Origin of the sequence: Cognatishimia activa, assembly GCF_017798205.1 — a bacterium.
Lineage (GTDB): Bacteria > Pseudomonadota > Alphaproteobacteria > Rhodobacterales > Rhodobacteraceae > Cognatishimia > Cognatishimia activa_A.
Genome location: NZ_CP060010.1, coordinates 968,143 through 992,180, shown reverse-complemented (window position 1 = coordinate 992,180; position 24,038 = coordinate 968,143). Strand labels below are relative to the sequence as shown.

General features: G+C 56.7%; 19 protein-coding genes. 8 read left to right on the top strand and 11 right to left on the bottom strand.

The genetic code is table 11. The features are described from left to right. Positions 1–6 precede the first annotated feature (6 nt). Together HZ995_RS04785 and HZ995_RS04780 are read left to right on the top strand one after the other, a co-directional pair. Entirely contained in the window at positions 7–1,263 is a 1,257-nt protein-coding gene (locus HZ995_RS04785; protein WP_209357532.1) for a malonyl-CoA decarboxylase domain-containing protein, read from the top strand. Continuing rightward, the gene (locus tag HZ995_RS04780) at positions 1,260–2,753 is read left to right on the top strand and encodes a malonate--CoA ligase (RefSeq protein WP_209357531.1); all 1,494 of its coding nucleotides are present in this window, start codon (positions 1,260–1,262) and stop codon (positions 2,751–2,753) included. The genes HZ995_RS04785 and HZ995_RS04780 overlap by 4 nt, the downstream gene beginning before the upstream one ends. Here HZ995_RS04780 and HZ995_RS04775 read toward each other — a convergent pair. The 3 genes from HZ995_RS04775 to HZ995_RS04765 all read right to left on the bottom strand — a co-directional run bounded on the left by HZ995_RS04775 (position 2,750) and on the right by HZ995_RS04765 (position 5,840). Then, on the bottom strand, positions 2,750–4,405 hold the full coding sequence (locus HZ995_RS04775; protein ID WP_209357530.1) for an FAD-binding dehydrogenase: 1,656 nt from the start codon (positions 4,403–4,405) through the stop codon (positions 2,750–2,752). The two genes, HZ995_RS04780 and HZ995_RS04775, sit on opposite strands and share 4 nt — an antisense overlap. Then, complete coding sequence (locus HZ995_RS04770) at positions 4,395–5,264, bottom strand: bile acid:sodium symporter family protein (RefSeq protein WP_209357529.1); 870 nt, start codon at positions 5,262–5,264, stop codon at positions 4,395–4,397. The genes HZ995_RS04775 and HZ995_RS04770 overlap by 11 nt, the downstream gene beginning before the upstream one ends. A 141-nt stretch (positions 5,265–5,405) precedes the next feature. After that, positions 5,406–5,840, bottom strand: coding sequence for a MarR family winged helix-turn-helix transcriptional regulator (locus HZ995_RS04765; RefSeq protein WP_209357528.1), 435 nt, complete (start codon positions 5,838–5,840; stop codon positions 5,406–5,408). A gap of 72 nt (positions 5,841–5,912) precedes the next feature. Between HZ995_RS04765 and hmgA the strand changes: the two genes are divergently transcribed. From hmgA to maiA, 3 genes are read left to right on the top strand one after another with little or no spacing between them, the layout of a single operon-like run. Further along, positions 5,913–7,274, top strand: coding sequence for a homogentisate 1,2-dioxygenase (gene hmgA / locus HZ995_RS04760; RefSeq protein ID WP_209357527.1), 1,362 nt, complete (start codon positions 5,913–5,915; stop codon positions 7,272–7,274). A gap of 10 nt (positions 7,275–7,284) precedes the next feature. Further along, entirely contained in the window at positions 7,285–8,526 is a 1,242-nt protein-coding gene (gene fahA / locus HZ995_RS04755) for a fumarylacetoacetase (RefSeq protein WP_209357526.1), read from the top strand. A 20-nt stretch (positions 8,527–8,546) separates the two neighbouring features. After that, positions 8,547–9,167, top strand: a complete 621-nt coding sequence (maiA, locus tag HZ995_RS04750; protein WP_209357525.1) for a maleylacetoacetate isomerase — start codon at positions 8,547–8,549, stop codon at positions 9,165–9,167. On the opposite strand, the gene HZ995_RS04745 is transcribed toward maiA, so the two are convergent. Further along, a complete protein-coding gene (locus HZ995_RS04745; RefSeq protein WP_209357524.1) occupies positions 9,164–11,599 on the bottom strand; it encodes a GcvT family protein in 2,436 nt (811 codons plus the stop codon). The two genes, maiA and HZ995_RS04745, sit on opposite strands and share 4 nt — an antisense overlap. Positions 11,600–11,777: 178 nt before the next feature. Between HZ995_RS04745 and HZ995_RS04740 the strand changes: the two genes are divergently transcribed. Then, on the top strand, positions 11,778–13,301 hold the full coding sequence (locus HZ995_RS04740; RefSeq protein ID WP_209357523.1) for a trimethylamine methyltransferase family protein: 1,524 nt from the start codon (positions 11,778–11,780) through the stop codon (positions 13,299–13,301). Here the strand turns inward: HZ995_RS04740 and HZ995_RS04735 are convergent. The 6 genes from HZ995_RS04735 to HZ995_RS04710 all read right to left on the bottom strand — a co-directional run bounded on the left by HZ995_RS04735 (position 13,298) and on the right by HZ995_RS04710 (position 20,705). Then, entirely contained in the window at positions 13,298–14,266 is a 969-nt protein-coding gene (locus tag HZ995_RS04735; RefSeq protein WP_209357522.1) for a LysR family transcriptional regulator, read from the bottom strand. The genes HZ995_RS04740 and HZ995_RS04735 overlap by 4 nt on opposite strands. Before the next feature lie 68 nt (positions 14,267–14,334). Further along, positions 14,335–15,420 carry an ABC transporter ATP-binding protein gene (locus tag HZ995_RS04730; RefSeq protein ID WP_209357521.1) on the bottom strand — a complete coding sequence of 362 codons (1,086 nt, stop codon included), beginning with the start codon at positions 15,418–15,420 and terminating at the stop codon, positions 14,335–14,337. Between the two features lie 4 nt (positions 15,421–15,424). After that, a complete protein-coding gene (locus HZ995_RS04725; RefSeq protein ID WP_209357520.1) occupies positions 15,425–17,074 on the bottom strand; it encodes an alpha-glucosidase family protein in 1,650 nt (549 codons plus the stop codon). A gap of 10 nt (positions 17,075–17,084) precedes the next feature. After that, complete coding sequence (locus tag HZ995_RS04720; protein ID WP_209357519.1) at positions 17,085–18,233, bottom strand: carbohydrate ABC transporter permease; 1,149 nt, start codon at positions 18,231–18,233, stop codon at positions 17,085–17,087. A 14-nt stretch (positions 18,234–18,247) separates the two neighbouring features. Next, positions 18,248–19,255, bottom strand: a complete 1,008-nt coding sequence (locus HZ995_RS04715) for a carbohydrate ABC transporter permease (protein WP_209357518.1) — start codon at positions 19,253–19,255, stop codon at positions 18,248–18,250. Between the two features lie 91 nt (positions 19,256–19,346). Next, positions 19,347–20,705 (bottom strand): ABC transporter substrate-binding protein, encoded by a 1,359-nt coding sequence (locus tag HZ995_RS04710; protein WP_209357517.1) that lies wholly within the window; start codon positions 20,703–20,705, stop codon positions 19,347–19,349. A gap of 247 nt (positions 20,706–20,952) precedes the next feature. Here HZ995_RS04710 and HZ995_RS04705 point away from each other — a divergent pair, with 247 nt between their 5' ends. Then, positions 20,953–21,984: a LacI family DNA-binding transcriptional regulator gene (locus HZ995_RS04705; RefSeq protein ID WP_209357516.1), complete on the top strand. Its 1,032-nt coding sequence runs from the start codon at positions 20,953–20,955 to the stop codon at positions 21,982–21,984. A gap of 2 nt (positions 21,985–21,986) precedes the next feature. Continuing rightward, on the top strand, positions 21,987–23,309 hold the full coding sequence (locus HZ995_RS04700; protein ID WP_209357515.1) for a GH1 family beta-glucosidase: 1,323 nt from the start codon (positions 21,987–21,989) through the stop codon (positions 23,307–23,309). On the opposite strand, the gene HZ995_RS04695 is transcribed toward HZ995_RS04700, so the two are convergent. After that, positions 23,304–24,008, bottom strand: coding sequence for a UTRA domain-containing protein (locus HZ995_RS04695; RefSeq protein ID WP_245168757.1), 705 nt, complete (start codon positions 24,006–24,008; stop codon positions 23,304–23,306). The two genes, HZ995_RS04700 and HZ995_RS04695, sit on opposite strands and share 6 nt — an antisense overlap. Between the last annotated feature and the right edge of the window lie 30 nt (positions 24,009–24,038).

Sequence of the window (24,038 nt, the reverse complement as noted above, 5' to 3'; positions counted from 1 at the left end):
CCTGCCATGTCGGGTCGCAGCACCTTTGCAGATATTGTGCAGACACTATTTGAGCGGCGGGGGTCAAAAGGCAGTGCGCTTCAGTCTCGGTCCATTGAAGAGATGTGCCATGCGCTCTTGGATGTGGAAGGTGAAGTGTCCGGCATTGCTTTGGCCGAAGCCGTTCTCGACCGCTACGCAGGCATGGACCCGGACGAGAAACTGCGGTTCTTCCAGTTTCTAAATACAGATCTCGAGATCGATCCGGCAGCGTTGCGAGCGGCTGTTAGTGGGTTCCAAAACGGACAGTCTATCGAAGACTATCGCAGAATAGGACGACTAGCCGAGCCGCGACGCCAGGAATTGCTGCGCCGCCTCAATCAGCCGTCAGGCGCCACGCAAGCTCTTGTCAATATGCGGGCGGATTTGACCCGTGCGAAAGCGCGGGATACGAATCTCGCGCGCACTGATCAGGATTTCCAGCATCTTCTGCGCAGCTGGTTCAATCGCGGCTTTCTTGTTTTGCGCCAAATCAACTGGGATACGCCTGCAAGTATTCTGGAAAAGATCGTCGCCTATGAGGCCGTCCACGCCATTCAAGACTGGGATGACCTCAGGCGCAGGCTTTACCCTCAAGATCGGCGCTGTTTCGCGTTTTTTCACCCAAGTATGCCCGACGAGCCTTTGATATTCGTCGAGGTGGCGCTGACGCTGGGTGTTCCACACTCGATCCAGCACGTGCTTTCCGAGCATAGAGACCAACGTGAAGCTGAAGAAACCAAGGTCGCGGTATTCTATTCGATCTCCAATTGCCAAGAGGGCTTGGCGGGCGTGTCCTTTGGCTCGATGCTGATCAAGCAGGTGGTTGCGGAACTGTCGAGAGAATTGCCGCAGCTCGAAACTTTCGTAACTCTCTCGCCAATCCCAAGACTGGCAGAGTGGACGCGATCTGTGAATGGCGAAGACCCATCAGACGATAGGTCTGTCAGAGCAGCAGCCAGCGACTATCTACTGACGGCTAAGGATGCAAAAGGCCGTCCCTTTGATCCTGTAGCGCGGTTTCATCTTGGCAATGGTGCTCAGGTCTATGCGGTGCATGCCGAAGCCGACCTAAGCGAGAACGGCGTGTCGCAATCTTTTGGCGCTATGGTGAACTATCAATATGACTTGTCGAAGATTGAACAGAACCACGAGCGTTTCGTGCAGGACCAAGAGGTCAGCCTCGCACCACAATTCAAAAACTCCCAAGGCATGGCCACAAATAGAAAACGGATCCTCGCATGAGTAATCATCTCTACGACGCCCTTATGGCGCCTCAAGTCTTGAGCGAGCGTTGTTTTGTGCGCCAATCGGGTAAACCTGATTTGAGTTTTCGGGAGTTTGCAACACTCGCCTCACGTCTGGCAAATCGACTTGTTGAGGCAGGGCTTTTGCCGGGTGACAGGGTTGTCGTGCAAGCCCCGAAAACCGTTGAAATGGTCGCACTGTATATCGCGACCCTTCAGGCGGGAGGCGTGTTTTTACCTCTGAACACCGCTTACAAGCGGGACGAGTTGGCGTATTTCATCGCGGATGCGACACCAAGAATTGTCGTTTGTGATGGGGGCCGCGAAATCGAAGTGCGGGCTGTGGCTGGTGACGGGCATGTTCTCACGTTGAACTCCGATGGAAGGGGCACTCTGACCGACGGAATCGAAGGCCAGCCTGGTCATTTCGACCCTGTTCCAAGAACTAAGAACGATTTGGCAGCATTGCTTTATACCTCAGGTACAACGGGTCGCAGTAAAGGCGCTATGCTGACCCACGGCAATCTGCTTTCAAATGCGCGCGCTCTCTGTGATCTTTGGCAAATCACAAGTTCTGACACGTTGATCCATGCTCTTCCGATCTTTCATACGCATGGTTTGTTCGTCGCATTGAACACATCTCTTTTGGCGGGAGTTCGTTTGGATTTCCAAACCGGATTTGATCTGAATGCGATATTTGGAGCGATGCACCAGTCCACCATGCTGATGGGCGTGCCGACGTTCTACACGAGGTTGCTCGGGGATGCGCGTTTGACCAAAGAGGCGACGCAGAAGATGCGCCTCTTCGTCTCTGGGAGCGCTCCTTTGCTAGCAGAAACTCATGAAGCCTTCACTGCGCGAACCGGCCACCGGATATTGGAACGTTATGGTATGACAGAAACCAATATGATCACTTCAAACCCATTTGACGGCGAACGGCGGGCAGGCACTGTTGGGCACCCGATTGCTGATATCGAGGTGCGCCTGACTAACTCCGAAACTGGCAAAGATGTCTCTCAAGGCGAGGTCGGCATGATTGAAGTGCGTGGCCCGAATGTTTTTGCGGGCTACTGGAACATGCCGGAGAAAACCGCGGCAGAGTTGCGTGAGTCAGGTTTTTTTATCACCGGTGATCTCGGGTCTCTCAGTGCGGATGGATATCTTTCGATTGTCGGGCGTTCAAAAGACCTGATTATTACAGGCGGTTACAATGTGTATCCCAAAGAAGTCGAGGACGTTCTGAATGACATCGAAGGCGTCGTGGAAAGCGCGGTCTTTGGTGTGCCCGATGCGGATTTTGGTGAAGCGATCATAGCGGCGGTCGTGCCAAAGGCTGGCGCCGCTCTCGACCCAAAGGCCCTGGCGCTTGGGGTCGAGGAGAAGCTCGCACGATTTAAACATCCAAGAAGATATGAATTGATTGAGGCTCTGCCCCGAAACACGATGGGTAAAGTGCAGAAAAACCTTCTGCGCGAGACTTACGGTTAGGAAATCGCCTTGCTGTGCCCCGCCGCGCGGCCCGAAAAGATGCAACCCCCTAGAAATGTGCCCTCAAGTGCATTGTATCCGTGATAGCCGCCGCCGCCAAAACCGGCGACCTCTCCGACTGCGAATAGGCCCGGGATGACTTGGCCGTTTGAGCCCACCATCTGGCTGTCGAGATTTGTCTGCAGGCCTCCGAGTGTTTTGCGTGTGATCAGATTCAAGCGCACCGCAATCAGAGGACCATTGTCGGGATCAAGGAAGCGATGAGGCTTGGCTGTGCGGCTGAGTTTGTCACCGCGATAGTGCCGCGCCGTCTGGATCGCGATGACTTGTGCGTCTTTGCAAAACGGGTTGTCGACCTGCGAGTCCCGCGCCTCGATCTGCGCGCGAATGTGCGCTTCGTCAATCAAAGCGTCCTGGGTAAGAGCATTCATGCCCTTGACCAGTTCGGACAACGTATCCGCTACGACGAAATCTTCGCCGTGTTCTTTGAATTTCTCAACTGGCCCTGTTGCCTTTGCACCCGCCAAGAAGCGTTCTTTGATCACTTTGCTCCACTTGGCATCGGTGAAGTCTGGGTTCTGTTCCGACCCAGACAGGGCAAACTCTTTTTTGATCACCTTCTGAGTCAGAATGAACCAGCTGTAATCATACCCGCTGTCCAGAATGGCCTTGAACGTGCCATTGGTGTCAAAGCCGGGAAGGGCAGGTGGAGCAAATCGGTTACCCTCTGCGTCAAACCACATCGAGGACGGACCGGGCAGAATCCGAATGCCGTGGTGCGGCCAGATCGGATCCCAGTTTTTGACGCCTTCGGTGTAGAACCACAGTCGGTCTTTGTTGATAACACGGCCGCCGGCTTCTTCTGAGATACCCAGCATCCTACCATCTACATGAGCTGGCACGCCGGACAGCATTGACTTGGGCGCACGGCCAAGCCGATCCTTCGGCCAGACTTTGCGGATCAGCTCAAAGTTCCCGCCGATGCCGCCAGAGGCCACGATGACGGATCCCGCGTCATGGCGAAACTCTCCTACCACCTCTCGAGAGGTTTCGGCACCCTGTACCGCAGAATCCTCGCTTAAAAGCGATCCGCTGACACCCACTGCCGCACCGTCTTGCATCTCGATCCGGTCGACTTGATGACGGAACTTGAAGGAAACCAGCCCAGCGGCTTCGTGCTCTTTGCACCTGCGAATGAAGTGTTCCAGCACACCGGGACCCGTGCCCCATGTGATATGAAAGCGCGGAACAGAATTGCCATGGCCATTGGCGAAACTCCCCCCGCGTTCTGCCCATCCAACCACCGGAAACCAGCGCAACCCCATATCATAAAGCCATGGACGCATCTCGCCTGCTGCAAAGTCTAAATAGGCTTCGGCCCATTGGCGCGGGTAGTCGTCTTCTGGTCGATCGAACTGGGCAGAGCCCATCCAGTCATTCAGGGCCAAGGCGCGACTGTCCTTGATCCCCATACGCCGCTGCTCGGGCGTGTCGATCATAAAGAGACCACCAAGCGACCAATGCGCCTGACCGCCCAGGTTCTGCGGGCCTTCCTGATCGACGACAATGACATGCTTGCCGCGATCGCCAAGTTCGGCTGCCGCGGCAAGGCCTGCGAGCCCTGCGCCAACAACGATGACATCAGCTTTCATGGCGTCGGCTCCGTAGCCAGAGCACGATGGGAATCCCAGTCAGATACATGATCACGCTATAAATCGCCGCGGGCAGGCCGATTTCAGGAATACCTGTTGCCACGCCTGCGATAATTGGTGCCAGCGTGATCCCCAATGTGCCGTTTTGAAGACCCACCTCGACGGCCACCGTTTTCTGTTCTGCCCAAGTAAGCCCAAAGACTCCAGCTATCGTCAGACCTGCGAGCATTGTCGTGATGCTTAACACGGCCAATGCAGGCCCAAGGGCGGTGAAATTTGCGACGAACAGGTCCCAGTTTGTGGCGATGGCAGCCAGAACAATGACCACAAAGAGCACACTGGCCAACACGAAGAGCTTAGGTTCGGCCCGATCCGCGAAACCGGGCGCCAAGTAGCGGATCAGCATTCCGATGGAAACGGGAAGGGTGGTGATCAGGAACATCGCAATTGCGATCTCGGTCACCGAGAATTCAGGCACATCTGCTCCCATAAAACGCGTAACCGCCCAGCCCACCAAAACCGGCACCGTGATAATGGACAAAAGAGAGATTAATGCGGTCAACGAAACCGACAGAGCCACATCCCCGTTCGCTAAGCGCGCCATGACGTTGGTGGTGACGCCGCCGGGGCAAAAGGACAAAAGCATAATGCCTGCTGCAATGGCACCCGTGAAGCCAAAGGCCAGAATGATTAAATAAGCGAAGAGTGGAATGAGTATAAGCTGACAGAGAGCGCCTATGCCAAAAGCCCAGCCCCGTTCGACCACGCGTCTGAAATCTGAAGGCGTAAGCCCGATCCCAAGGCTCAGCATAATGATTGCCAAGGATAGCGGTAAAAACACCTCTACTAAGATTTCCATGATACCCCTCCCAAAATACCTGAAACATGGGTACGGCAGCATATCACGGCTACGAAATCAACGCGGGTGAAAGCTAACCCAGCGTCAGCGCGATTTCTTTGAAAGAAATCGACGTCGGAAACTTTTAAAGTTTCCGACGTCCTAGAGCTCAGCAAGTTTTTTCAACATCAGCCTTAGGGTGTCTATCTCACCTTCGCTAAAGTGCTCGATAAGTTGCTGATCGAAATTTTGCGCGTCCTCGACGAGGTCTTCAAAGGCGCGACGGCCTGCGCGTGTAAGGGTTAGGCGTTCGTGCCGACGATCCTCGGGCAATTCATGTCGCTCTAGAAACCTCTTCTGAGCCAAAGCGCTTACGGCGCGGCTGACCTTGGTTTTATGCAATCCAGCTCGGTCGCAAACGTCCTTCGCCGTCATGTCTCCGTAACAGCCCAGGTGGAACAGCACGCGCCATTCCGTACGCAGCATTCCGTATTTGGACTTGTAGATAGATTGGAACCGAGACCCCGTGGCCTCTGCAGCCTGGTTCAGAAGATAGGGCGTGAAGCCCTGAAGTTCGAAAGTGTCATCGTGAGTCATTGCGTGAAAATAAATGTTGTTAGTTACAAAAGCAACTACTAGGTCGGTGTTAGTTTCAAAAAGGACTATCTCATGACCAAGAGCGCAAACTCGATTGAATTACACGTTGCGGATACGCCTGTGGGGACTCATGCCGGCTATATGCCGGGGTTCGGAAATGACTTTGAAACCGAAGCTCTGCCGGGCGCCTTGCCTCAAGGTATGAACTCGCCGCAAAAGGTGAACTATGGCCTTTACGGAGAGCAGCTGTCTGGAACGGCCTTTACAGCGCCAAGCCACCAGAACGAACGCACATGGTGCTACCGGATCCGCCCGTCTGTGAAACACACGCATCGGTTTGAAAAGATCGATCTGCCCTATTGGAAATCCGCGCCACTGGTTGATCCGGATGTGACCTCTTTAGGTCAAAACCGCTGGGATCCCGTGGCGCATTCCGATCAGCCTCTGACCTGGCTGACTGGTATGCGAACCATGACAACGGCGGGCGATGTGAACACGCAGGTCGGCATGGCGAGCCATATCTATCTGGTCACCGAAAGCATGGTAGATGCCTATTTCTTCTCGGCCGACAGCGAGTTGTTGGTGGTGCCGCAAGAAGGTCGTCTACGGTTTTGCACCGAATTGGGCGTGATCGATCTGGAACCTCAAGAGATCGCCGTGATCCCGCGCGGCTTGGTCTATCGTGTCGAGGTTATCGACGGCCCGTGCCGCGGGTTTGTCTGTGAAAACTATGGTCAAAAGTTCGAACTGCCGGGACGTGGACCGATTGGTGCGAACTGCATGGCGAACCCCCGCGACTTCAAAACGCCTGTAGCTGCCTTCGAGGACCGCGAAGTGCCCTCGACAGTGACCGTGAAATGGGCTGGTCAATTCCACGAAACCAAGATCGGCCATAGCCCGCTGGACGTGGTCGCGTGGCACGGAAACTATGCGCCCTGCAAATACGACCTGCGCACCTATTGCCCCGTCGGAGCGATCCTGTTTGACCACCCTGATCCCTCGATCTTTACGGTCCTCACCGCGCCCTCCGGCGTCGAAGGCACCGCAAATATTGACTTTGTTCTGTTCCGGGATCGCTGGATGGTGGCCGAAGATACCTTCCGTCCACCTTGGTACCACAAGAATGTCATGTCCGAGCTGATGGGCAATATCTATGGCGTCTATGATGCCAAACCCGAGGGCTTTGTACCCGGTGGCATGAGCCTGCATAACATGATGCTGCCGCATGGGCCTGACAAACAGGCTTTTGAGGGCGCGTCCAATGCAGAGCTGGAACCGGAATATCTCGCCAACACCATGTCCTTCATGTTTGAGACGCGCTTCCCGCAGCATCTGACTGCCTTTGCCGCAAACGAAGCCCCCTTGCAGGACGACTACATCGATTGCTGGGCCGACATCGAAAAGAAATTCGATGGCACGCCAGGAAAGAAATAGGACTATGACAATGACTTTGATGACAAGCTGGGTGCCTTCGGCAAATTCTGCAGAAACACCATTTCCGCTCAACAACCTGCCGTATGGCGTGTTCTCTGTTGGGGATGCACCCGCGCGATGTGGCGTTGCGATCGGCGATATGATTCTGGATCTGACCGAGGCGGAGGCCAAAGGTCTCGTCTCCTTGCCAGAGACCGCCTTTGATGCGCCAAGTTGGAACAAGCTGATGGGGATGGGGCCAAGCGTCTGGGCCGATTTGCGCGCTCAGTTGACCGCTCTGCTTGGCGAAGGCGGTGATACCTCGGCGCCGCTGGTTGCGCAGGCTGAGGCGCAGATGCACCTGCCGTTTCAGGTCACCGAATACACAGATTTCTATGCAGGCAAACACCATGCGATGAACGTCGGTACAATGTTCCGCGGTCCGGAAAACGCCTTGCCGCCGAACTGGTTGCATATTCCGATTGGATATAATGGCCGCGCCTCCTCTGTCGTTGTCTCGGGCACAGATGTTGTGCGCCCCAATGGGCAAACGAAAGCGCCTGACGCGGATATGCCAAGCTTTGGCCCAAGCAAGCGGCTGGACATCGAACTGGAAATGGGCGCGATTGTCGGCACCGGATCTGAGCTTGGTCAGCCAATTTCTGTCGCGCAGGCCGATGAGATGATCTTTGGCTACGTGCTGCTGAACGATTGGTCGGCGCGGGACATTCAGGCCTGGGAATACCAGCCACTCGGCCCATTCCAGGCCAAAGCCTTTGCCACCTCGATCAGCCCTTGGATCGTCACGCCTGCCGCGCTTGAACCGTTCCGCACGTCGACCCCAGAGCGGGAAAAAGACCTTCTGCCCTATCTGCAGGAACCGTCCCCGATGCTGTTTGATATCGCGTTGGATGTCACCATGGCACCCGAAGGCAAGCCTGCGACCACGATTGCTCAGACCAACTACAACCGGATGTATTACTCGGCGGCGCAGCAATTGGCGCATCACGCGAGCTCTGGTTGCGCCATGTCGACAGGCGACCTCTTGGGATCGGGCACCATCTCGGGCCCAGAGAAATCCGAACGCGGCAGCCTTTTGGAACTGACATGGGGCGGCAAAGAGCCTCTGACCTTGGACACCGGCGAGGTCCGAACCTTTATCGAGGACGGAGATACCCTGACCCTAAAAGGGGCTGCCAAGGGCGACGGCTATCAAATCGGATTTGGCGAAGTGGTCGGCACCATCAAGCCTGCCGTGACGTTTCCAAAGTAAACCTGTGAAAGGGCAATGCCATGACTGAGACCGTCCTCTGGGACTACCCCAAATCCTCGGCCAGCTATCGGCTGCGCATTGCCCTGAACCTGCTTGGGGAAAGCTATCGGATCGAAACCGTGAACCTGCTGGATGGCAGCCATCGTGGTGCGGATCATCTGGCGCGCAACCCGCAAGGGCTTGTGCCGGTTCTGGATATTGATGGCCAAAGGTTGACCCAGTCGTTGGCCATTCTCGACTATCTGAACGAGACTCGTGATGCGGGGTTCCTACCGCAGGATTCCGCGTTGCGCGCCACGACGCGTGCTTTGGCGATGTCACTTGCGGTCGATGTGCATCCGGTCTGCAACCTGTCGGTCATGAAGCACGCGACGGGTGGCGAGGAACCTGCGCGCACCGACTGGATGCATCATTTCATCGCCCCCGGGCTGCGTGCTTTTGAGGCTCTGCTGGGTGGCTTCCCCGAGGGTGATTTCGTGAATGGCGAAACGCCTGGGCTGGCCGAGATTTGTCTGATCCCTCAGCTCTACAATGCCAACCGTTGGGGCGTTCCTTATGAAGACTGCCCGCGCATTCAAGCGCTCGAAACCGCTTGTGGCGCGCTTCCTGCCTTTCAAGACGCGCACCCCGACAAGGTCTAAGCGCGCATCCGGCTGTGATCAGGATCATACTGGACGGCGGTGATGACCTTTGCCGTCACATGCTGGCCCAGAAGGTCGAGCGCCATTTCGGTACCATCGGCAGCCATTTCCGGATCGACAAAGGCATAGGCGAGGTTTTTGCCAACCCGATGCCCCCAGTTGCCCGAGGTGATCGTGCCCACCACAGCCCCATCCTGCATCAAAGACGCCCCCGGGTGGGCGGGGGCATGGGCGGCATCAATCTCTAGGCAGGCCAGCATTTTGCGCGGGCCCTCAGATTGACGCACCATCAGGGCCTCTTTGCCGACAAAACCGGGTTTGTCCATTTTTACAAACCGATCCAAGCCGGTTTCGAAGGGATCAAATTCGGTGATCAGATCGCTCTTCCAGTGAAGGAAGCCTTTTTCCATGCGCATGGACTCCACCGCGCGGGCGCCAAACAGAGTCATCCCATGTGCCTCTCCCGCCGCTCGCAAAGCGAGATAGGCGGCATAGAGCGAGGCATTGGGGACATGAATCTCATAGGCCAGCTCTCCTGAGAAGCTGACGCCCATCACTGTCGCAGGCGCAAAGCCGATGAAACATTCGCGCGCGGAAAGCCAGGGGAAAGCCTCTTTAGACCAATCGCCTCGGCTGACCTCTGACATCACATCGCGCGCCTTTGGACCGGCGAGGACCAATATGGTTTGATCGTTCGTGAGGCTTTTGAGCTGAACGTCCTCGTCATCGTGCAGATGTGACGTCAGCCAATCCATGTCATGAAACTCTGCAGCGGCGGCAGAGCCATACCAGACCCGGTCTGGTCCCCGATCAGAGGCCGGAATATTCGCAACGGTTGCCTCGGCTTTGACCATGCCATGGTGGTTCAACAGATAGCCCAGACCGACTCGCCCGTCGCGTTTCGTTACGGCACCACAGAACATGCGGTCCAGAAAGGCGTGGCGATCCTTGCCTGTGATTTCGATGCGGTTGAACCCATTGACTTCAGCCAGTCCAACGCCGGTTTGAACGGCGGTAACCTCTTTCGCTACGACATCAAAGGCCTCGTCAAAATGGAAACTGAGGGAGGGGTGAAAGTCTGGGGTTGGCTTGAAATACTCTGCCCGTTCCCAGCCATTCACCACAGTGAACTCAGCACCCTCAGCCGCCAAAATCGGCGTGAGCGGTGTGGTTTTCGCAGGTCGACCCGCAGGGCGATGTTCATGCGGGAAGTGAAAACGGAACTCGTTCTGATAATCCTCAATCGCCTTAAGCGAGGTCAGTTCCACATTCGCGTGGCCCGTAAAACGACGCGGGTCCAGACACCACGTGTCATAGCATGCCTCACCATGCACGATCTGCTGCGCCAAGAGCCAGCCGTGACCGCCGCCTTCACCAAGCCCCGCGCGCAGCCCGATGATGCAGAAGGCGTTGCGCTTGCCGGGGACCCTGCCTACCAAAGGCGCGCCGTCTATCGTATAGGTGATCGGACCATTCACCACCGTACGGATGCCGGTTTCCATCAGCGCAGGCATGCGCGCGAAAGCTCCTTCCAGAACATCGGTCACGCGGTCCAGATCGTCAGGACACAGAGCGTTCACAAAGTTCGGATCGATCCCATCCATGCCCCAGGGTTTGCAATCCTGTTCATAGAACCCAAGCAACAGACCCTGTTTTTCCTGACGACAATAGTAGTCGCTGATCGGACAGCGCAGCAGGGGCATGCGGTGGCCAGCCTCGACGATTTCTGGGATGTCTTCGGTCAGGAAATACTGGTGCTCCATCGAGGCAACCGGGTGATGAACGCCCATCATCGCGCCGACCTCATTGACGCGATAGCCGCATGCATTCACGACAATATCGCAGTCTATGTCGCCGTGTTCGGTATGAACTGTCCAAGTGTCATCCTTGTGCTGGGTCAAGGCGACCACAGGCGTATTGCGATAGACCTCGGCCCCTGCCTTGCGTGCCCGCCGTGCCAAGGCCTGACAGAGCTGCGCTGGGTCGATGTCACCGTCCAAAGGATCCCAAAGGCCGCCCACCAGATTGTCGGTGGAAATCAAAGGATGCCTGCGCGCGCATTCCTCGGCGTCGATGACTTCGAAATGCACATCCATCCCGCGCGCCATAGAGGCGAAGTGGTGATAGCCCTGCATTTGTTCCGCCGTATTGGCCAGCCGAATGCCGCCGTCGCAGTGATGATAGTTGATCGGATAATCGGGGTCTTCGGACAGCTCTTTGTAAAGCGCGATGGAGTGGGACTTCAGCCCGACCATCGTCTGGTTCATGCCAAAGTTCGTTACCTGCGCGGCTGAATGCCAGGTTGTCCCAGACGTCAGCTCATTGCGCTCGACCAGCACCACGTCGCTCCACCCTTCCTGGGTCAGATGATACAGCGTGGAGCAGCCGGCGATGCCTCCGCCGATGACAACAACTTTCGTGCGCGACTTCATTTTGAACTCCTAAAGGCGGTGCAGTCTTCAGGTTTGCCAGAAATCCTTTGCGATCAACGGAAACCGGCGGTGTTTGAGAATTTAGAAATTCTATTTCGAATATTTCTAATCAACACGCTTCTGATTGCGAAACACCCGCATGCGGCTTTCACTGAACCGGTCAAACACAGTGAGATCCATGGACATACAACGCAGCAAAAGAGGTGGCCGCAAATCCCGCCTTGCGCAACGGGCGGCGAAGCCCGTGATCGATCCCTGTCCTCCAGGTCAGATCGGCGGCGCCTATAAGCCTCTCACCGAAGGCGAGCTTTCGCAGATCTATGACACCACGCTCGCTCTATTGGCTAAGCTGGGCTTGGGCGAGGTGCCCGATCGTTTGCGCAAAGATCTGCTGGCGGCCGGTGCTGAGGAAGCCAGCAACGGGCGGGTTCTCTTTCCCCCTGCGCTCGTTGAGGCCGCGATTGATCAAGCGGCCAAGACCTTCGTCCTGCACGGCCGCGATCCCGCGCGCTCGATCGAGGTCGGAGGCAATAAAGTCTACTTCGGGACAGGAGGAGCCGCGGTTCAGGCGCTTGATATCGACACGCAGGCCTATCGCCCGTCGACGTTGCAGGACCTGCATGATTTCACACGCCTTCAGGATACGCTTGCCAATGTCAGCTGGTTCACGCGCTGCTGCATCGCAACGGACGTCGAGGATATCTATGATCTGGATATCAACACGGCCTATGCCTTGATCAAGAACACCACAAAGCCCACCGCGACCGCATTCACATTGGCCGAACATGTCGCCCCAATCGTCGAGATGTTTGACATCGCCGCCGGAGGCCCTGGTGAATTCGCCAAGCGCCCCTTTGTAAAGGCCCACATCAGCCCGATTATTTCACCGATGCGCTACGGTGAGGACGCGGTGGACGTGGTCTATGAATGCATCAAACACAACGTGCCGATGTCCTGCATCACCGCCGCGCAGGCGGGTGCAACGGCCCCTGCACCTTTGGCTGGTTTTCTGGCGCAGTCGCTGGCAGAGACTCTGGCAAGCCTAGTTATGGTCCATGCGATCCAGCCGGGTTTTCCGATGATCTTTTCGAACTGGCCCTTCGTCATCGACCTGCGTACCGGAGCTTTTGCCGGAGGGAGCGGGGAGACCGCCGTTCTCAACGCGGCCTCAGCGCAACTGTCGAACTGGTTGGGGCTGCCGTCGGGCGTGGCCAGTTCGATGACCGACGCCAAGGCAATTGATGCGCAATATGGGGCTGAAAAGGGGCTGACGTCGATGGCCGCGGCCTTGGCAGGGGGCAACCTGATCTACGAAAGCTCGGGCATGACATCGTCGCTTTTGGGTGCCAGTTTTGAGGGGTTTGTGTTGGACGATGAGATGCACTCCAACACCTATCGCGCGCTGCGCGGGATTGAAGTCAGCGAAGACAGCCTTGGGTTCGACGCCATCTGCGAGGCGGTTCTCGGCGAAGGGCATTTTCTGGGCGGTCAGCAAACGCTTGAGGCGATGGAGCGGGACTATTTCTATCCCGATCTGGCGGACCGGAATGACCCCAAAGCATGGACGGACGCGGGATCTGTGGATGCTTGGACGCGGGCGCGCGAGAGGGCGAAAACCATCCTCGCAGAGCATCATCCAGCCTATCTGACTCCCGAGCAAGACGCAGAAATTAGAGCGCGGTTCAACATTCTTTCGGCCTAGTCGATCAGGCCAAATTGGCCCTTAAGCCACGGAGCCTGCGCATGCATCGAGGCAATGAGATCCGTTTCAATGCGCGCGCGCAGGAATGTGTCGATTTGGCGCAAAACTGACCGCGCGCAATCAGGTGTCCAGACCAAAGACAACCGGCGTCCAAAGCTCTTGCCCGGAAAGGGATGAAGCACCAGATCCGGCTGAAACCGTCGGGCACGGGCGAACAAAAGCGGTGTCGTGATCGTCCAGCCTGCGCCCGCTGCGACCATAGCCATCAGCGTTTGGTTGCTGTCACATGCAAATTTCCTTGGGATGGAAATGCCAAGGCGCGCCAGTTGCGCCTCGATCTGTTGCGCAATAATCAGATCGCTGGTGAATTGCAGAAACGGCAGATCGCCCGCGCCTGCAAAAATCTCATCCACATTCGGCGCGCCTTTGGCCGGCAGGACGACAGCGAAGGGATCGCGCAGAAGAGGTTTTTCTTCCAGATCGCGCAGCCGTTCCGGCGGGCTGACCGTGATGCCCATGTCCAGCTTTCGGTCACGCAACTTGGCAAGAACGTCACGACTTGAGGCCGTGTGATAGAGGAAATCGCATTCGGGCATCAAACGTGCCATATGCACAGCCAGCGCCGGCGTAATATCGCTGTCGAAATCTTCAATGCTGCCGATCCGCAAGTAGCGCGCCTCGGTTAGATTGCCTGATGAGGCCTCGGCCTGAGCCTTGCGGATCGCGAGCAACGCATCATCGATGTTGCGCAGGAAGACCTGCCCTTTGGGCGTCAGGACCATCGGTCTGCGGCTATGTTCAAACAGCGCAGTGCCAAGGTGATCTTCGAGGCTTTTGAGGTGATGAGATACCGTGCTGATCGACAAACCGGTTTCGGCCGCCGTGTCCTGTAAAGACCCTTTGCGCGCACAGATCTGGAATAGCTCGAGCCACTTGAGGCTGAGATCCTTGCGATGAGCGGGCATGGGCAGGTTCCTTCGGGTTTCTCGAAACTATAGTTCGAGAAACGCCCCGCTCGCAAAAGATTTGTGGCTTACATGCGCAGGCCAGTTGTTGCGTCAAAGACGTGCATCTTGGCGGGATCCGCCGTCAGGCGCACCGACGTGCCGCGCAGGTTTTTGTGGATACCCGGAAGTTTGGCAATGTAAGGGTCTTGGCCCTCTGCCTTGTCGATATAGATTAAGGTGACCTCACCAAGCGCTTCGGTGTAGCTCACATCGCCCGAAAGTACCGCATCCCCGTCGGTGAGGGTCAGATCCTCTGGGCGGACACCCAGATTGACCGACCGGCCTTTGTCCCCGTCAGAAGTCGCCAAATTGCACACAGCGCTGCCGCCATTCTTCAGCGCGATTTTCGTCTGCGCACCAGTCTCAACGATTTCGCCTGCAAAGAGGTTCATCGCGGGCGAACCAATGAACTGCGCCACGAACTCATTCTGTGGAGTTTCATACAGCTCAAGCGGCGTGCCCACCTGCGCGATACCCTTATTGGCCAGAACCACGATGCGGCTGGCCAGAGTCATGGCTTCGACCTGATCGTGGGTCACATAGATCATGGTGCTGTCGGGCATCGCCTCTTTCAGACGCGCGATCTCGATCCGCGTCGCCACCCGAAGGGCTGCGTCGAGGTTGGAAAGCGGTTCGTCAAACAGATAGACCTTGGGATCGCGCACAATCGAACGGCCAATCGCGACCCGCTGACGCTGACCACCAGAAAGCGCCTTGGGCAGGCGATCCAAATATTCGTCTAACTGCAGGATTTTGGCCGCGCGGGTTACGGCCTCATCAATCTCGGCTTTGCTCTTCTTCGCGATTTTCAGAGCAAAGGACATATTCTCGCGCACGGTCATATGCGGATAGAGCGCATAGCTTTGGAACACCATCGCAATGCCGCGCTGGGCCGGCGGGATGTCGTTCATCTCTTCGCCGTTGATTTCCAGCACGCCGCCGGTGATCTTTTCCAGCCCCGCAATCATGCGCAGCAAGGTGGATTTACCGCAGCCGGATGGGCCCACAAATACGATCAATTCTCCGGTTTTGATGTCCAGATTGATGTTGTTGAGGACGTTGACGCTGCCGCCATAGGTCTTTTCGACATCGGTCAGTTTAAGGTCAGCCATGGGTCTATCCTTGTTTTATCGCGATCACGCATTGCCAGGGGGCAAGGGTGAGGGTGGAGTTTGGCGCAACGGCGCCGACAGTGCCGCCAATCGAGGTCCATGCGCCGGCTGGCATATTCACCTCTGAGGGCGCATCAGACAGGTTAAAGGCGCAGAAAATCGTTTGCGCCTCACTTTTACGGGTGAAGCTCAGAACGCGGTTTTCGGCTGCCAGATCCAGTTGATCGCCGGTTGCAAGGGCTGGGTTTGATTGGCGCAGGGCAATCGCGCGGCGGTAGTGGTTCAGCATCGACTCCGGGTCATCTTGCTGTCGATCCGCGGCCATAGCCGCTTGCATTTCACTGACCGGCAACCACGGTTTGCTGGATCCAAAGCCCGCAAACTCGTCCTGTGCCTGCCAGACCATTGGCGTCCGGCAGCCATCGCGCCCTTTGAATTCCGGCCAGAACTCAATGCCATAGGGGTCTTGTAGCGCTTCAAACGGCACGTCCGCTTCCTGCAAGCCAAGTTCCTCGCCCTGATAAAGGCAGGCTGATCCGCGCAGGCACATCATCAGTGTGGCGTAGGTTTTTGCGGCCTCGTCAGACAGGTTCCAGCGCGACGCATGGCGTTTCACGTCGTGGTTCGAAAACGCCCAGCAGGCCCATGCGTTGCTAGCCACCGCGTTCAGCTTGTCCATCACGTCTTTGACGAAATCTGCTGTTGCGGGTTTGGACTCTAGGAACTCGAAGGCATAGCACATATGCATGCGCTTATCGCCGTCGGTGTACTGGCCCATGATCTCGAGTCCGCGCTGGGCGTCGCCGACTTCGCCAAGGCAGGCGCGGCCCTCGTATTCGTCACACAGTGCGCGGAGGCGTTCCAGGAACGCGATGTTTTCGGGCTGGCTCTTGGAATAGAGGTGATCCTGATGGTTATAGGGGTTCACCATCGGCGCGATCGAGGCATTGCGGGCCTCGCGCGGCAGGGCCGGGTTGCTGCGCAGTTCTTTGTCGTGGAAATAGAAGTTAATCGTGTCCAGACGGAACCCATCAACACCGCGATCCAGCCAGAACCGTGCCACGTCCAAAAGGGCGTCCTGTACGTCGACACAGTGGAAGTTCAGATCCGGTTGAGAGGCGAGGAAGTTGTGCAGAAAGTATTGCTCACGACGTGTGTCCCATTGCCAAGCCGAGCCACCAAAGATCGACAGCCAGTTGTTGGGCGGCGTGCCGTCCTCATTAGGATCGGCCCAGACGAACCAGTCAGATTTCGGATTGTCGCGCGACTTGCGGCTTTCGCCGAACCAGACGTGTTGATCCGAGGTGTGCGACAGGACCAGATCGATCATGATACGAATGCCGCGGGCGTGCGCCTTGTCGAGCAGTTCGTCGAAATCTGCCAATGTGCCAAACATCGGATCGACATCGCGATAGTCGCTGACGTCGTAGCCAAAGTCTTTCATCGGGGATTTGAAGAAGGGCGAAATCCAGATCGCATCGACCCCAAGGGACTCGATGTAGTCAAGACGGCTGGTGATGCCCTTAAGGTCTCCGATTCCGTCGCCGTTGCTGTCCTGGAAGCTGCGCGGATAGATCTGATAGATCACCCCGCCGCGCCACCAATCGGCGTTTGATGTGGATTTAACAGGTGCGAGTTCTGCTGCCTGAGTCATTCAATTCGTCCTATTTCACGGACCCAGCCAGCAAACCGCGGACCAGGTATTTCTGCATTGCAAAGAAAACAAGAAGGGGCACCGCCATGGACACAAAGCCTGCGGTGGCGAGGATCTCCCAGTTGCCGCCGCGTGTGCCCAGCATCTCGACGATGCGGTTCGTCATCACGGTGGTCTGGCCGGTGGCGTCGATCAGGAAAACCTTGGCGACCAAGAGGTCGTTCCATGTCCAGAGGAATTGGAAGATCGCGAAAGAGGCCAGCGCAGGAAAGCTCAGCGGTAGGATGATCTTGGTGAAGATCTGGAAATCCGTGGCTCCGTCAACGCGCGCGTTCTCGATGATGTCGCGCGGTAGGCCGACCATGTAGTTGCGCAATAGATAGATCGCGAGCGGCAGGCCGAACCCGGTGTGTGCAAGCCAAACGCCGAGGTAGCCTTTGCCGATGCCAATGCCGAGGTGCAGTTTCAACAAAGGGATCAGCGCAAGTTGCAGCGGCACGACCAAGAGGCCCACAACGAAGGCGATCAACAGCGGGCGGCCTGGAAATTCCATCCACGCCAATGCATAGGCCGCAAAAGCTGCGATCAAGATCGGGATGATGGTTGCAGGGATTGTCACCGTGAGTGTGCTGACAAAAGCGGTCCCCATATTTTCCGAAGGCGACCCACTGAAGAGGATCTTGTTGTAGTTGTCCAAGGTGAATTCTGGTGGCGTGGTCGCTGTTACAAAGACGCGTTGGCCGCGAGAGCCCGAGAACTCCTCGGTGTTTTCCATCCGGTAGTTGCCCGCTGCATCCACGGTAATCGTGCCGCCTCTTCGCAACTCTGCGGTCTCGCCGGGAACGAAAGCGTTGATGTCACGGGAACTGATGCCCCAGCTTGATACTGCAGCGTCAAAGCCTTCTTCGAAAAGCGTACCTTCGATCACGAACATGCCGTCGATATTGACCTGCGTGTCAGGCGCAGCCGCCCGGATCGTCAGGTTCTGCTCAGCCGGGAACAGGGCCTTCCACCAGCCGCCGGTCGAGATCTGATCCGTCGTGCGGAATGATGACACAAAAAGCCCAACCGTCGGGAACATCCAGAGCACCACCAGGGCAGCAACCGAAATATGTACGACCCAGGTGAGCGTCGATTTTTGGCCTGCAATATTGTCCATAGATCCGCCCTCCCTCAGCGCATTTCTCGGCGCGCGTTGCGCACGTTCCAGACAAGGATCGGCGTCACGAGCAGCATGATGATCATGGCGGCTGCCGACCCCATGCCCCAGTCATTGGCACGGAACAGCTTGTCGAACATGTAATTGGCCAAGACCTGCGTTTCCCATTGGCCGTTGGTCATGGCGAAAACGATGTCAAAGACCTTGAGCACGGCGATGGTGATCGTCGTCCAGACGACAAGGATCGTATTGCGGATCTGCGGAACTTTGATTTTGAAAAATATCTGGAACGGATTTGCGCCGTCCACAATCGCGGCCTCGACGGTTTCTTCAGGAATGCCTCGTAGGGCGGCCGACAGGATCACCATGGCAAAGCCCGTCTGGATCCAGATCAGAACGATCATCAGGAAGAAATTGTTCCAGAAGGGAACGGTCAGCCAGGTCTGCGGCTCTCCGCCGCTAAAGAAGATATAGAGCGCGTTGAGGATACCGATCTGCTCGGTGCCTTCGGGGCGCGCGTCATAGACCAGTTTCCAGATCACCGATGCGCCGACCAAAGAGATCGCCATGGGCATAAAGATCAGAGATTTCGCGATGTTGCCCCAGGAGATGCGGTCCGTCAGCTGCGCGGCCAGCAAACCAAAGCCGGTCGAGGCCGCAGGCACCACAAAGAGCCAGAGCATATTGTTGCGCATGCTTTCCCAGAACTTGGGTTCCGCGAACATCTTTGTGTAATTCTCAAGCCCCACGAACTCATAACGATTGCCAGGAAGGCGCTCGGTCAGCGAGAGGCGCAGAGTCTCAAACACCGGATAGGCCAGATAGAGCGACAGGGCGAAAAAGGCTGGAAACAGGAAAAGCCAAGGGCGGATCTGGTTGGCGCGGTTGATGTTGCGACCGGCGTTCGGACCCTTGGCAGGGTAGAGCACCTTATCCAGAAACAGGTTTGAAAAGTAGAAATATCCGACGCAGCCAATCACACCAATTGCGATGGTCATCACGCCTTGAAGCGCTGGATGCATGGGGCCCTCGTACCGTTGAGAAATTGTTAAGGAGAAGGATAGCCTAGGGGCGGCGGCTAAGTCATGCCGCCCCTAGAGCAGGAGGAAGATCTTACTTCAGAGCATCCCAGGAGGCCTGGATCTCATCCGCAACGGTCTGAGCGTCCTTGCCTCCAGTATAGTCGACCATACCGGTCCAGAAAGTGCCTGCACCCACGCCGCCTGGCATCAGGTCAGAACCGTCAAAGCGGAATGTGGTCGCATCGATCAGGATCTGACCCTGCTTGCGCAGCGTGTCGTTCAGATAGGCTTGCAGGTTGACGCCTTTATGTGGTGTCAGGAAGCCGGTCTGCGCCATCATGATCTCGTGAGCGATTGGCAGCTGCAGGAAGTTCATGAACTCGGTGGTCGCATCAGACGCATTGGTGATCGCCATCAAAGTACCGCCGCCCAGAACCGGGTTGCCGAGGTCTTTGCTTGCGTAGGATGGGAAGTAGAAGAAATCCGCATCTACGCCGAACTCAACATCTTCTGGGAAGAATGCTGGAACGAAGGACGCCTGACGGTGCATGTAGCACTGTGGCGGCGAAGAGAAGAGACCCTTAGGGCTGTCGCGGAAGTCGGTGGAGGCAACAGCGCCTGCGCCGCCGGACACTTTCGCGTCGTCACGTGCAAACCAGCCAAACTCTTCGATCGCAGCAACGACGCGTGGGTCGTTGAAGGCCATTTCGTTGCTGGTCCATGCGTCATAGACGTCTGCTGGCTGGGTGCGCAGCATGATGTCTTCGACCCAGTCGGTCGCTGGCCAACCGGTTGCTGCGCCAGAACCCAGACCGATGCACCATGGAGTTTCACCTTCGGCGACGATCTGGTCGGTCAGAGCGCGCAGCTCTTCCATTGTGGTTGGGATGTCATAGCCCGCGTCTTCGAAGTTTTCTGGGTTGTACCAGACCAAAGACTTTACGTTCACGTTATAGAAGAAGCCGAACAGCTGATCCGCGCCGTTTGCGTCTGCATAGGTGCCCAGATCAACCCAGGAAGACCCTGCGCCATAGTTGTTCGCAACCCAGTCACCCATGCCTGCTGGCAGTGGGCTCAGAAGGCCACGCGCCGCAAGGTCTGCTGCGAGACCCGGCTGCGGGAAGACCGCGATGTTGGGGGCTGCGCCTGCTTCGGCGTCGATAACGATCTGCTGCTCAAAGCTGTCAGAGCCGACGTAGGTCACATCCGCGCCGGTCGCTGCTTCGAAGTAAGCGATCATGTTGTCAAAGAAGCCATCCTCTGGGGCCAGCCATGGGCCAGAGATGGTGACGGACTGACCGGACAGGTCCGGAGCGCCATCGGAATAGGTTGTGTAGCTGTCCCAGCTGAAGGGGCCTTCGCCCACCGGAAATGCCAAATGGCCACCGGCAGAAGCAGCACCGGCGGACAGGGCAATAGCCGCTGCGCCTGCGTAAAGTGCAGATTTCATGGTTTTCCTCCCAAAATGCGCTCTCGCGCTAACTCGTAATTCGTTTCCAAAGGCTTTCAAAGCGCTTTGAATGGCATTTTTATAGCGCTAACGACGGCCCGGATGTCAACAAGGAAATTTCAGACTCTAAATAATCCCCTTTTAAATATGGACAAAATTAACTTTCTTGCGTGGTTCGCGAAAACCGATGTAAACCTTTGAGGCGAATCGTACGCCTTAGGAAATTTGAAACCGCTTTGGACGCAGTATGAACCTGAAAGAGCTCTCAGAGATCTTGGGATTGTCCCAAACAACCGTCAGCCGCGCGCTGAACGGCTATCCTGAGGTGAACGCGGAAACGCGCGAGCGGGTTGAGGCTGCGGCGCGCAAGCATAACTACAGTCCGAACCGGCGGGCGACGAGCTTGGCGACTGGCCGGTCAATGACCATTGGTCACGTTATTCCTGCCTCGACTCAGCATGAAATGGTCAACCCGATCTTTGGAGATTTCGTGGCTGGAGCAGCTGGCGTCTATGGCGAGGAAGGCTACGACATGCTGTTTTCGCATGTCACCGATGGGGACGAAGAACGCGCCTACACAGATCTGAAGCGCAAAGGGACGGTCGATGGCGTGATTGTGCAGGGCCCAAAAGTAAACGACGCGCGGATCGAGGTTTTGACGCGGCTCGGGCTACCCTTTGTTGTGCATGGCCGCTCTTCGGGCGCTGGGCAGGACTATAGTTGGGTCGATGTGAACAACCGCCGTTCCTTTAAGCGGGCAACAGAGTTTCTTCTGGATCTTGGGCATCGCCGCATCGCTTTGATCAACGGTCTCGAAGACATGGACTTCGCGCAACGTCGCCGCGCTGGATACCTTGAGGCGCTGGCTGAGCGTGGTGTCACGCCGGATCCTGCACTCATGCGCAGCGCCGAGATGACCGAGGTTTATGGTCACCACGAAACACGCGACATGTTGGCCTTGTCCGACCCGCCGACCGCAATCCTCGCGGCCTCGATGATTTCTGCAATTGGCGTGCGGCGCGCAATCGAAGAAGCGGGGCTGACGATTGGCAAGGATGTCTCGGTCATCACTCATGACGATGAGCTGTCCTATCTGCGTAACGGGCAAGATGTTCCGATCTTCACCGCGACCCGGTCGTCCGTGCATCAAGCGGGGCGGGTGCTGGCCGAAATGCTCTTACGGCGGATCGAGGATCCATCAGTGGTTCCAGAGCAAATACTTCTAGAAGCTGAACTTGTTGTTGGCAGGTCCACAGGACCGGCCCCAACTGGAGACTAAACATGCAATTCACACGACGCGATTTCCCGAACGGGTTTCTGTTCGGAGCGGCCACCTCTGCGTATCAGATCGAAGGTCACCAATTTGGTGGCGCTGGCGAAACCCATTGGGACACATTCGCCAAGGCTCCCGGCAATGTCGTGCGGGCCGAGGATGGCGCGCGCGCCTGTGACCATTATCACCTCTATGAACAAGACTTTGACCTGCTGCAGGACGCAGGCTTTGACGCCTATCGGTTTTCCACAAGCTGGGCACGGGTCCTGCCGGAGGGGACGGGAACGGTCAATCAACAGGGGTTGGATTACTATGATCGCCTAACGGATGCCCTGCTTGAACGCGGGTTGAAGCCTATGGCCACGCTTTATCATTGGGAGCTGCCGTCAGCCCTCGCGGACAAAGGCGGTTGGACGAATGGTGACATCGCCAAGTGGTTCGCAGATTTCACCGAGATCATCATGGGTCGCATCGGGGACCGCATGTATTCAGTCGCGCCGATCAACGAACCTTGGTGTGTCAGCTGGTTAAGTCATTTCCTGGGTCACCATGCGCCCGGACGTCGAGACATTCGCGCGGCCACGCGGGCGATGCACCATGTGCTTTTGTCGCACGGCACTGCGATCCAGGCCATGCGTGGGTTGGGTATGAAAAACCTCGGCGGCGTCTTCAATCTCGAATGGGCAGATCCCGCGGATGACAGTGCTGAAGCCGCCGAAGCAGCAGAACTTTATGACGGATATTACAATCGGTTCTTCTTGGGGGGTGTGTTTAAAAAAGCCTATCCCGAGAATGTGTTAGCAGAGCTCGAACGTTACTTGCCCGACGGGTGGCAGGATGATTTCGATACGATTTCCCAGCCATTGGATTGGTGCGGTATCAACTACTACACCCGCAAACTTCTCGCACCAAATGACGGCCCCTGGCCGCATCACGACGAGATCGAAGGCCCCTTGCCCAAAACGCAGATGGAGTGGGAAATCTACCCAGAAGGCCTCTTTAAATTTCTGAAGCGAACGGCTGATGAATATACCGGAGACCTGCCGCTTTTTGTCACCGAGAACGGTATGGCCAATGCGGATGTCTGCGTGGATGGGGTGGTGCCGGATCAGGCTCGGATCGACTATTTCAACCAGCACCTTGGTGCGGTCAAGCAAGCGATCTCAGAGGGTGTTCCAGTCGCGGGATACGTCGCATGGTCGTTGCTCGACAACTACGAATGGGCGCTAGGTTACGAAAAACGTTTCGGCCTCGTGCACGTGGATTTTGACACGCTTAAACGCACGCCCAAGGACTCGATGAAGGCCTTTGCGCAGATGCTGCGCTCATAGGCGCGTGGTCATTTTGTAGCCGGGGGCAAAGTAAAGCCGCGCGTGAGTCACCGGCTGCGCACGCAGCCAGGTGGTGCGCTGCGTGGTAAAGATCGGGTCGCCGTCGCGCGCGTCCAGAAATTCCGCGATATGCTTGTCGGCCTTGGAGGCGCTGAACGAGACTTCAAGATCCGTGAAGGGCAACTCCCGCGCAAGCCAAGCGCCCGGGCCGATTTGGGTGAAATCTGTATCCAAAGCGGCCGGGGCGCTCTCGACCACGATCCAGCGTACCTCGAATTGAAACGGCGTATTGTCGGCAAAATGCATGCATTCCAGATAGAGAACGGATTGCTCAGATCCCGTGGCCAGCGTCGCCGACAGCCAGCTTGGAATGTCGATGACCTCTCGTTTCACCAATGAATAGCGATAGGTCCGACCCGCCTCGATGATTTCGTCGCCCACTTGCGGAATGGTGAACTGAGCCTTGCGCAAGGGCGCGTTCAGGACGCGTGTGCCCGCTTTGCGTTTTCTTTCGAGAAATCCTTCTTCGGCCAATTCGCGCAAGGCGCGGTTCACTGTGGTGCGGGTGCTGCAAAACTCATCGGCCAGTTCGATCTCGCTCGGCAAAAGGCTGTCAGGGGCCCAAATCCGTTTTTGGATGCGGTCCAAGACAACGCGCTTGATGTCTTTGTAGCTCATGTTGTCACGTTGGGTCGCCATGCCGGGTGCCTGATTTGCCGAGGTTAATCA

Coding starts and splice junctions, on each gene's coding strand:
- HZ995_RS04785 (WP_209357532.1), top strand. CDS start 7: ATGTCGGGTCGCAGCACCTTTGCAGATATTGTGCAGACACTATTTGAG.
- HZ995_RS04780 (WP_209357531.1), top strand. CDS start 1,260: ATGAGTAATCATCTCTACGACGCCCTTATGGCGCCTCAAGTCTTGAGC.
- HZ995_RS04775 (WP_209357530.1), bottom strand. CDS start 4,405: ATGAAAGCTGATGTCATCGTTGTTGGCGCAGGGCTCGCAGGCCTTGCC.
- HZ995_RS04770 (WP_209357529.1), bottom strand. CDS start 5,264: ATGGAAATCTTAGTAGAGGTGTTTTTACCGCTATCCTTGGCAATCATT.
- HZ995_RS04765 (WP_209357528.1), bottom strand. CDS start 5,840: ATGACTCACGATGACACTTTCGAACTTCAGGGCTTCACGCCCTATCTT.
- hmgA (WP_209357527.1), top strand. CDS start 5,913: ATGACCAAGAGCGCAAACTCGATTGAATTACACGTTGCGGATACGCCT.
- fahA (WP_209357526.1), top strand. CDS start 7,285: ATGACTTTGATGACAAGCTGGGTGCCTTCGGCAAATTCTGCAGAAACA.
- maiA (WP_209357525.1), top strand. CDS start 8,547: ATGACTGAGACCGTCCTCTGGGACTACCCCAAATCCTCGGCCAGCTAT.
- HZ995_RS04745 (WP_209357524.1), bottom strand. CDS start 11,599: ATGAAGTCGCGCACGAAAGTTGTTGTCATCGGCGGAGGCATCGCCGGC.
- HZ995_RS04740 (WP_209357523.1), top strand. CDS start 11,778: ATGGACATACAACGCAGCAAAAGAGGTGGCCGCAAATCCCGCCTTGCG.
- HZ995_RS04735 (WP_209357522.1), bottom strand. CDS start 14,266: ATGCCCGCTCATCGCAAGGATCTCAGCCTCAAGTGGCTCGAGCTATTC.
- HZ995_RS04730 (WP_209357521.1), bottom strand. CDS start 15,420: ATGGCTGACCTTAAACTGACCGATGTCGAAAAGACCTATGGCGGCAGC.
- HZ995_RS04725 (WP_209357520.1), bottom strand. CDS start 17,074: ATGACTCAGGCAGCAGAACTCGCACCTGTTAAATCCACATCAAACGCC.
- HZ995_RS04720 (WP_209357519.1), bottom strand. CDS start 18,233: ATGGACAATATTGCAGGCCAAAAATCGACGCTCACCTGGGTCGTACAT.
- HZ995_RS04715 (WP_209357518.1), bottom strand. CDS start 19,255: ATGCATCCAGCGCTTCAAGGCGTGATGACCATCGCAATTGGTGTGATT.
- HZ995_RS04710 (WP_209357517.1), bottom strand. CDS start 20,705: ATGAAATCTGCACTTTACGCAGGCGCAGCGGCTATTGCCCTGTCCGCC.
- HZ995_RS04705 (WP_209357516.1), top strand. CDS start 20,953: ATGAACCTGAAAGAGCTCTCAGAGATCTTGGGATTGTCCCAAACAACC.
- HZ995_RS04700 (WP_209357515.1), top strand. CDS start 21,987: ATGCAATTCACACGACGCGATTTCCCGAACGGGTTTCTGTTCGGAGCG.
- HZ995_RS04695 (WP_245168757.1), bottom strand. CDS start 24,008: ATGGCGACCCAACGTGACAACATGAGCTACAAAGACATCAAGCGCGTT.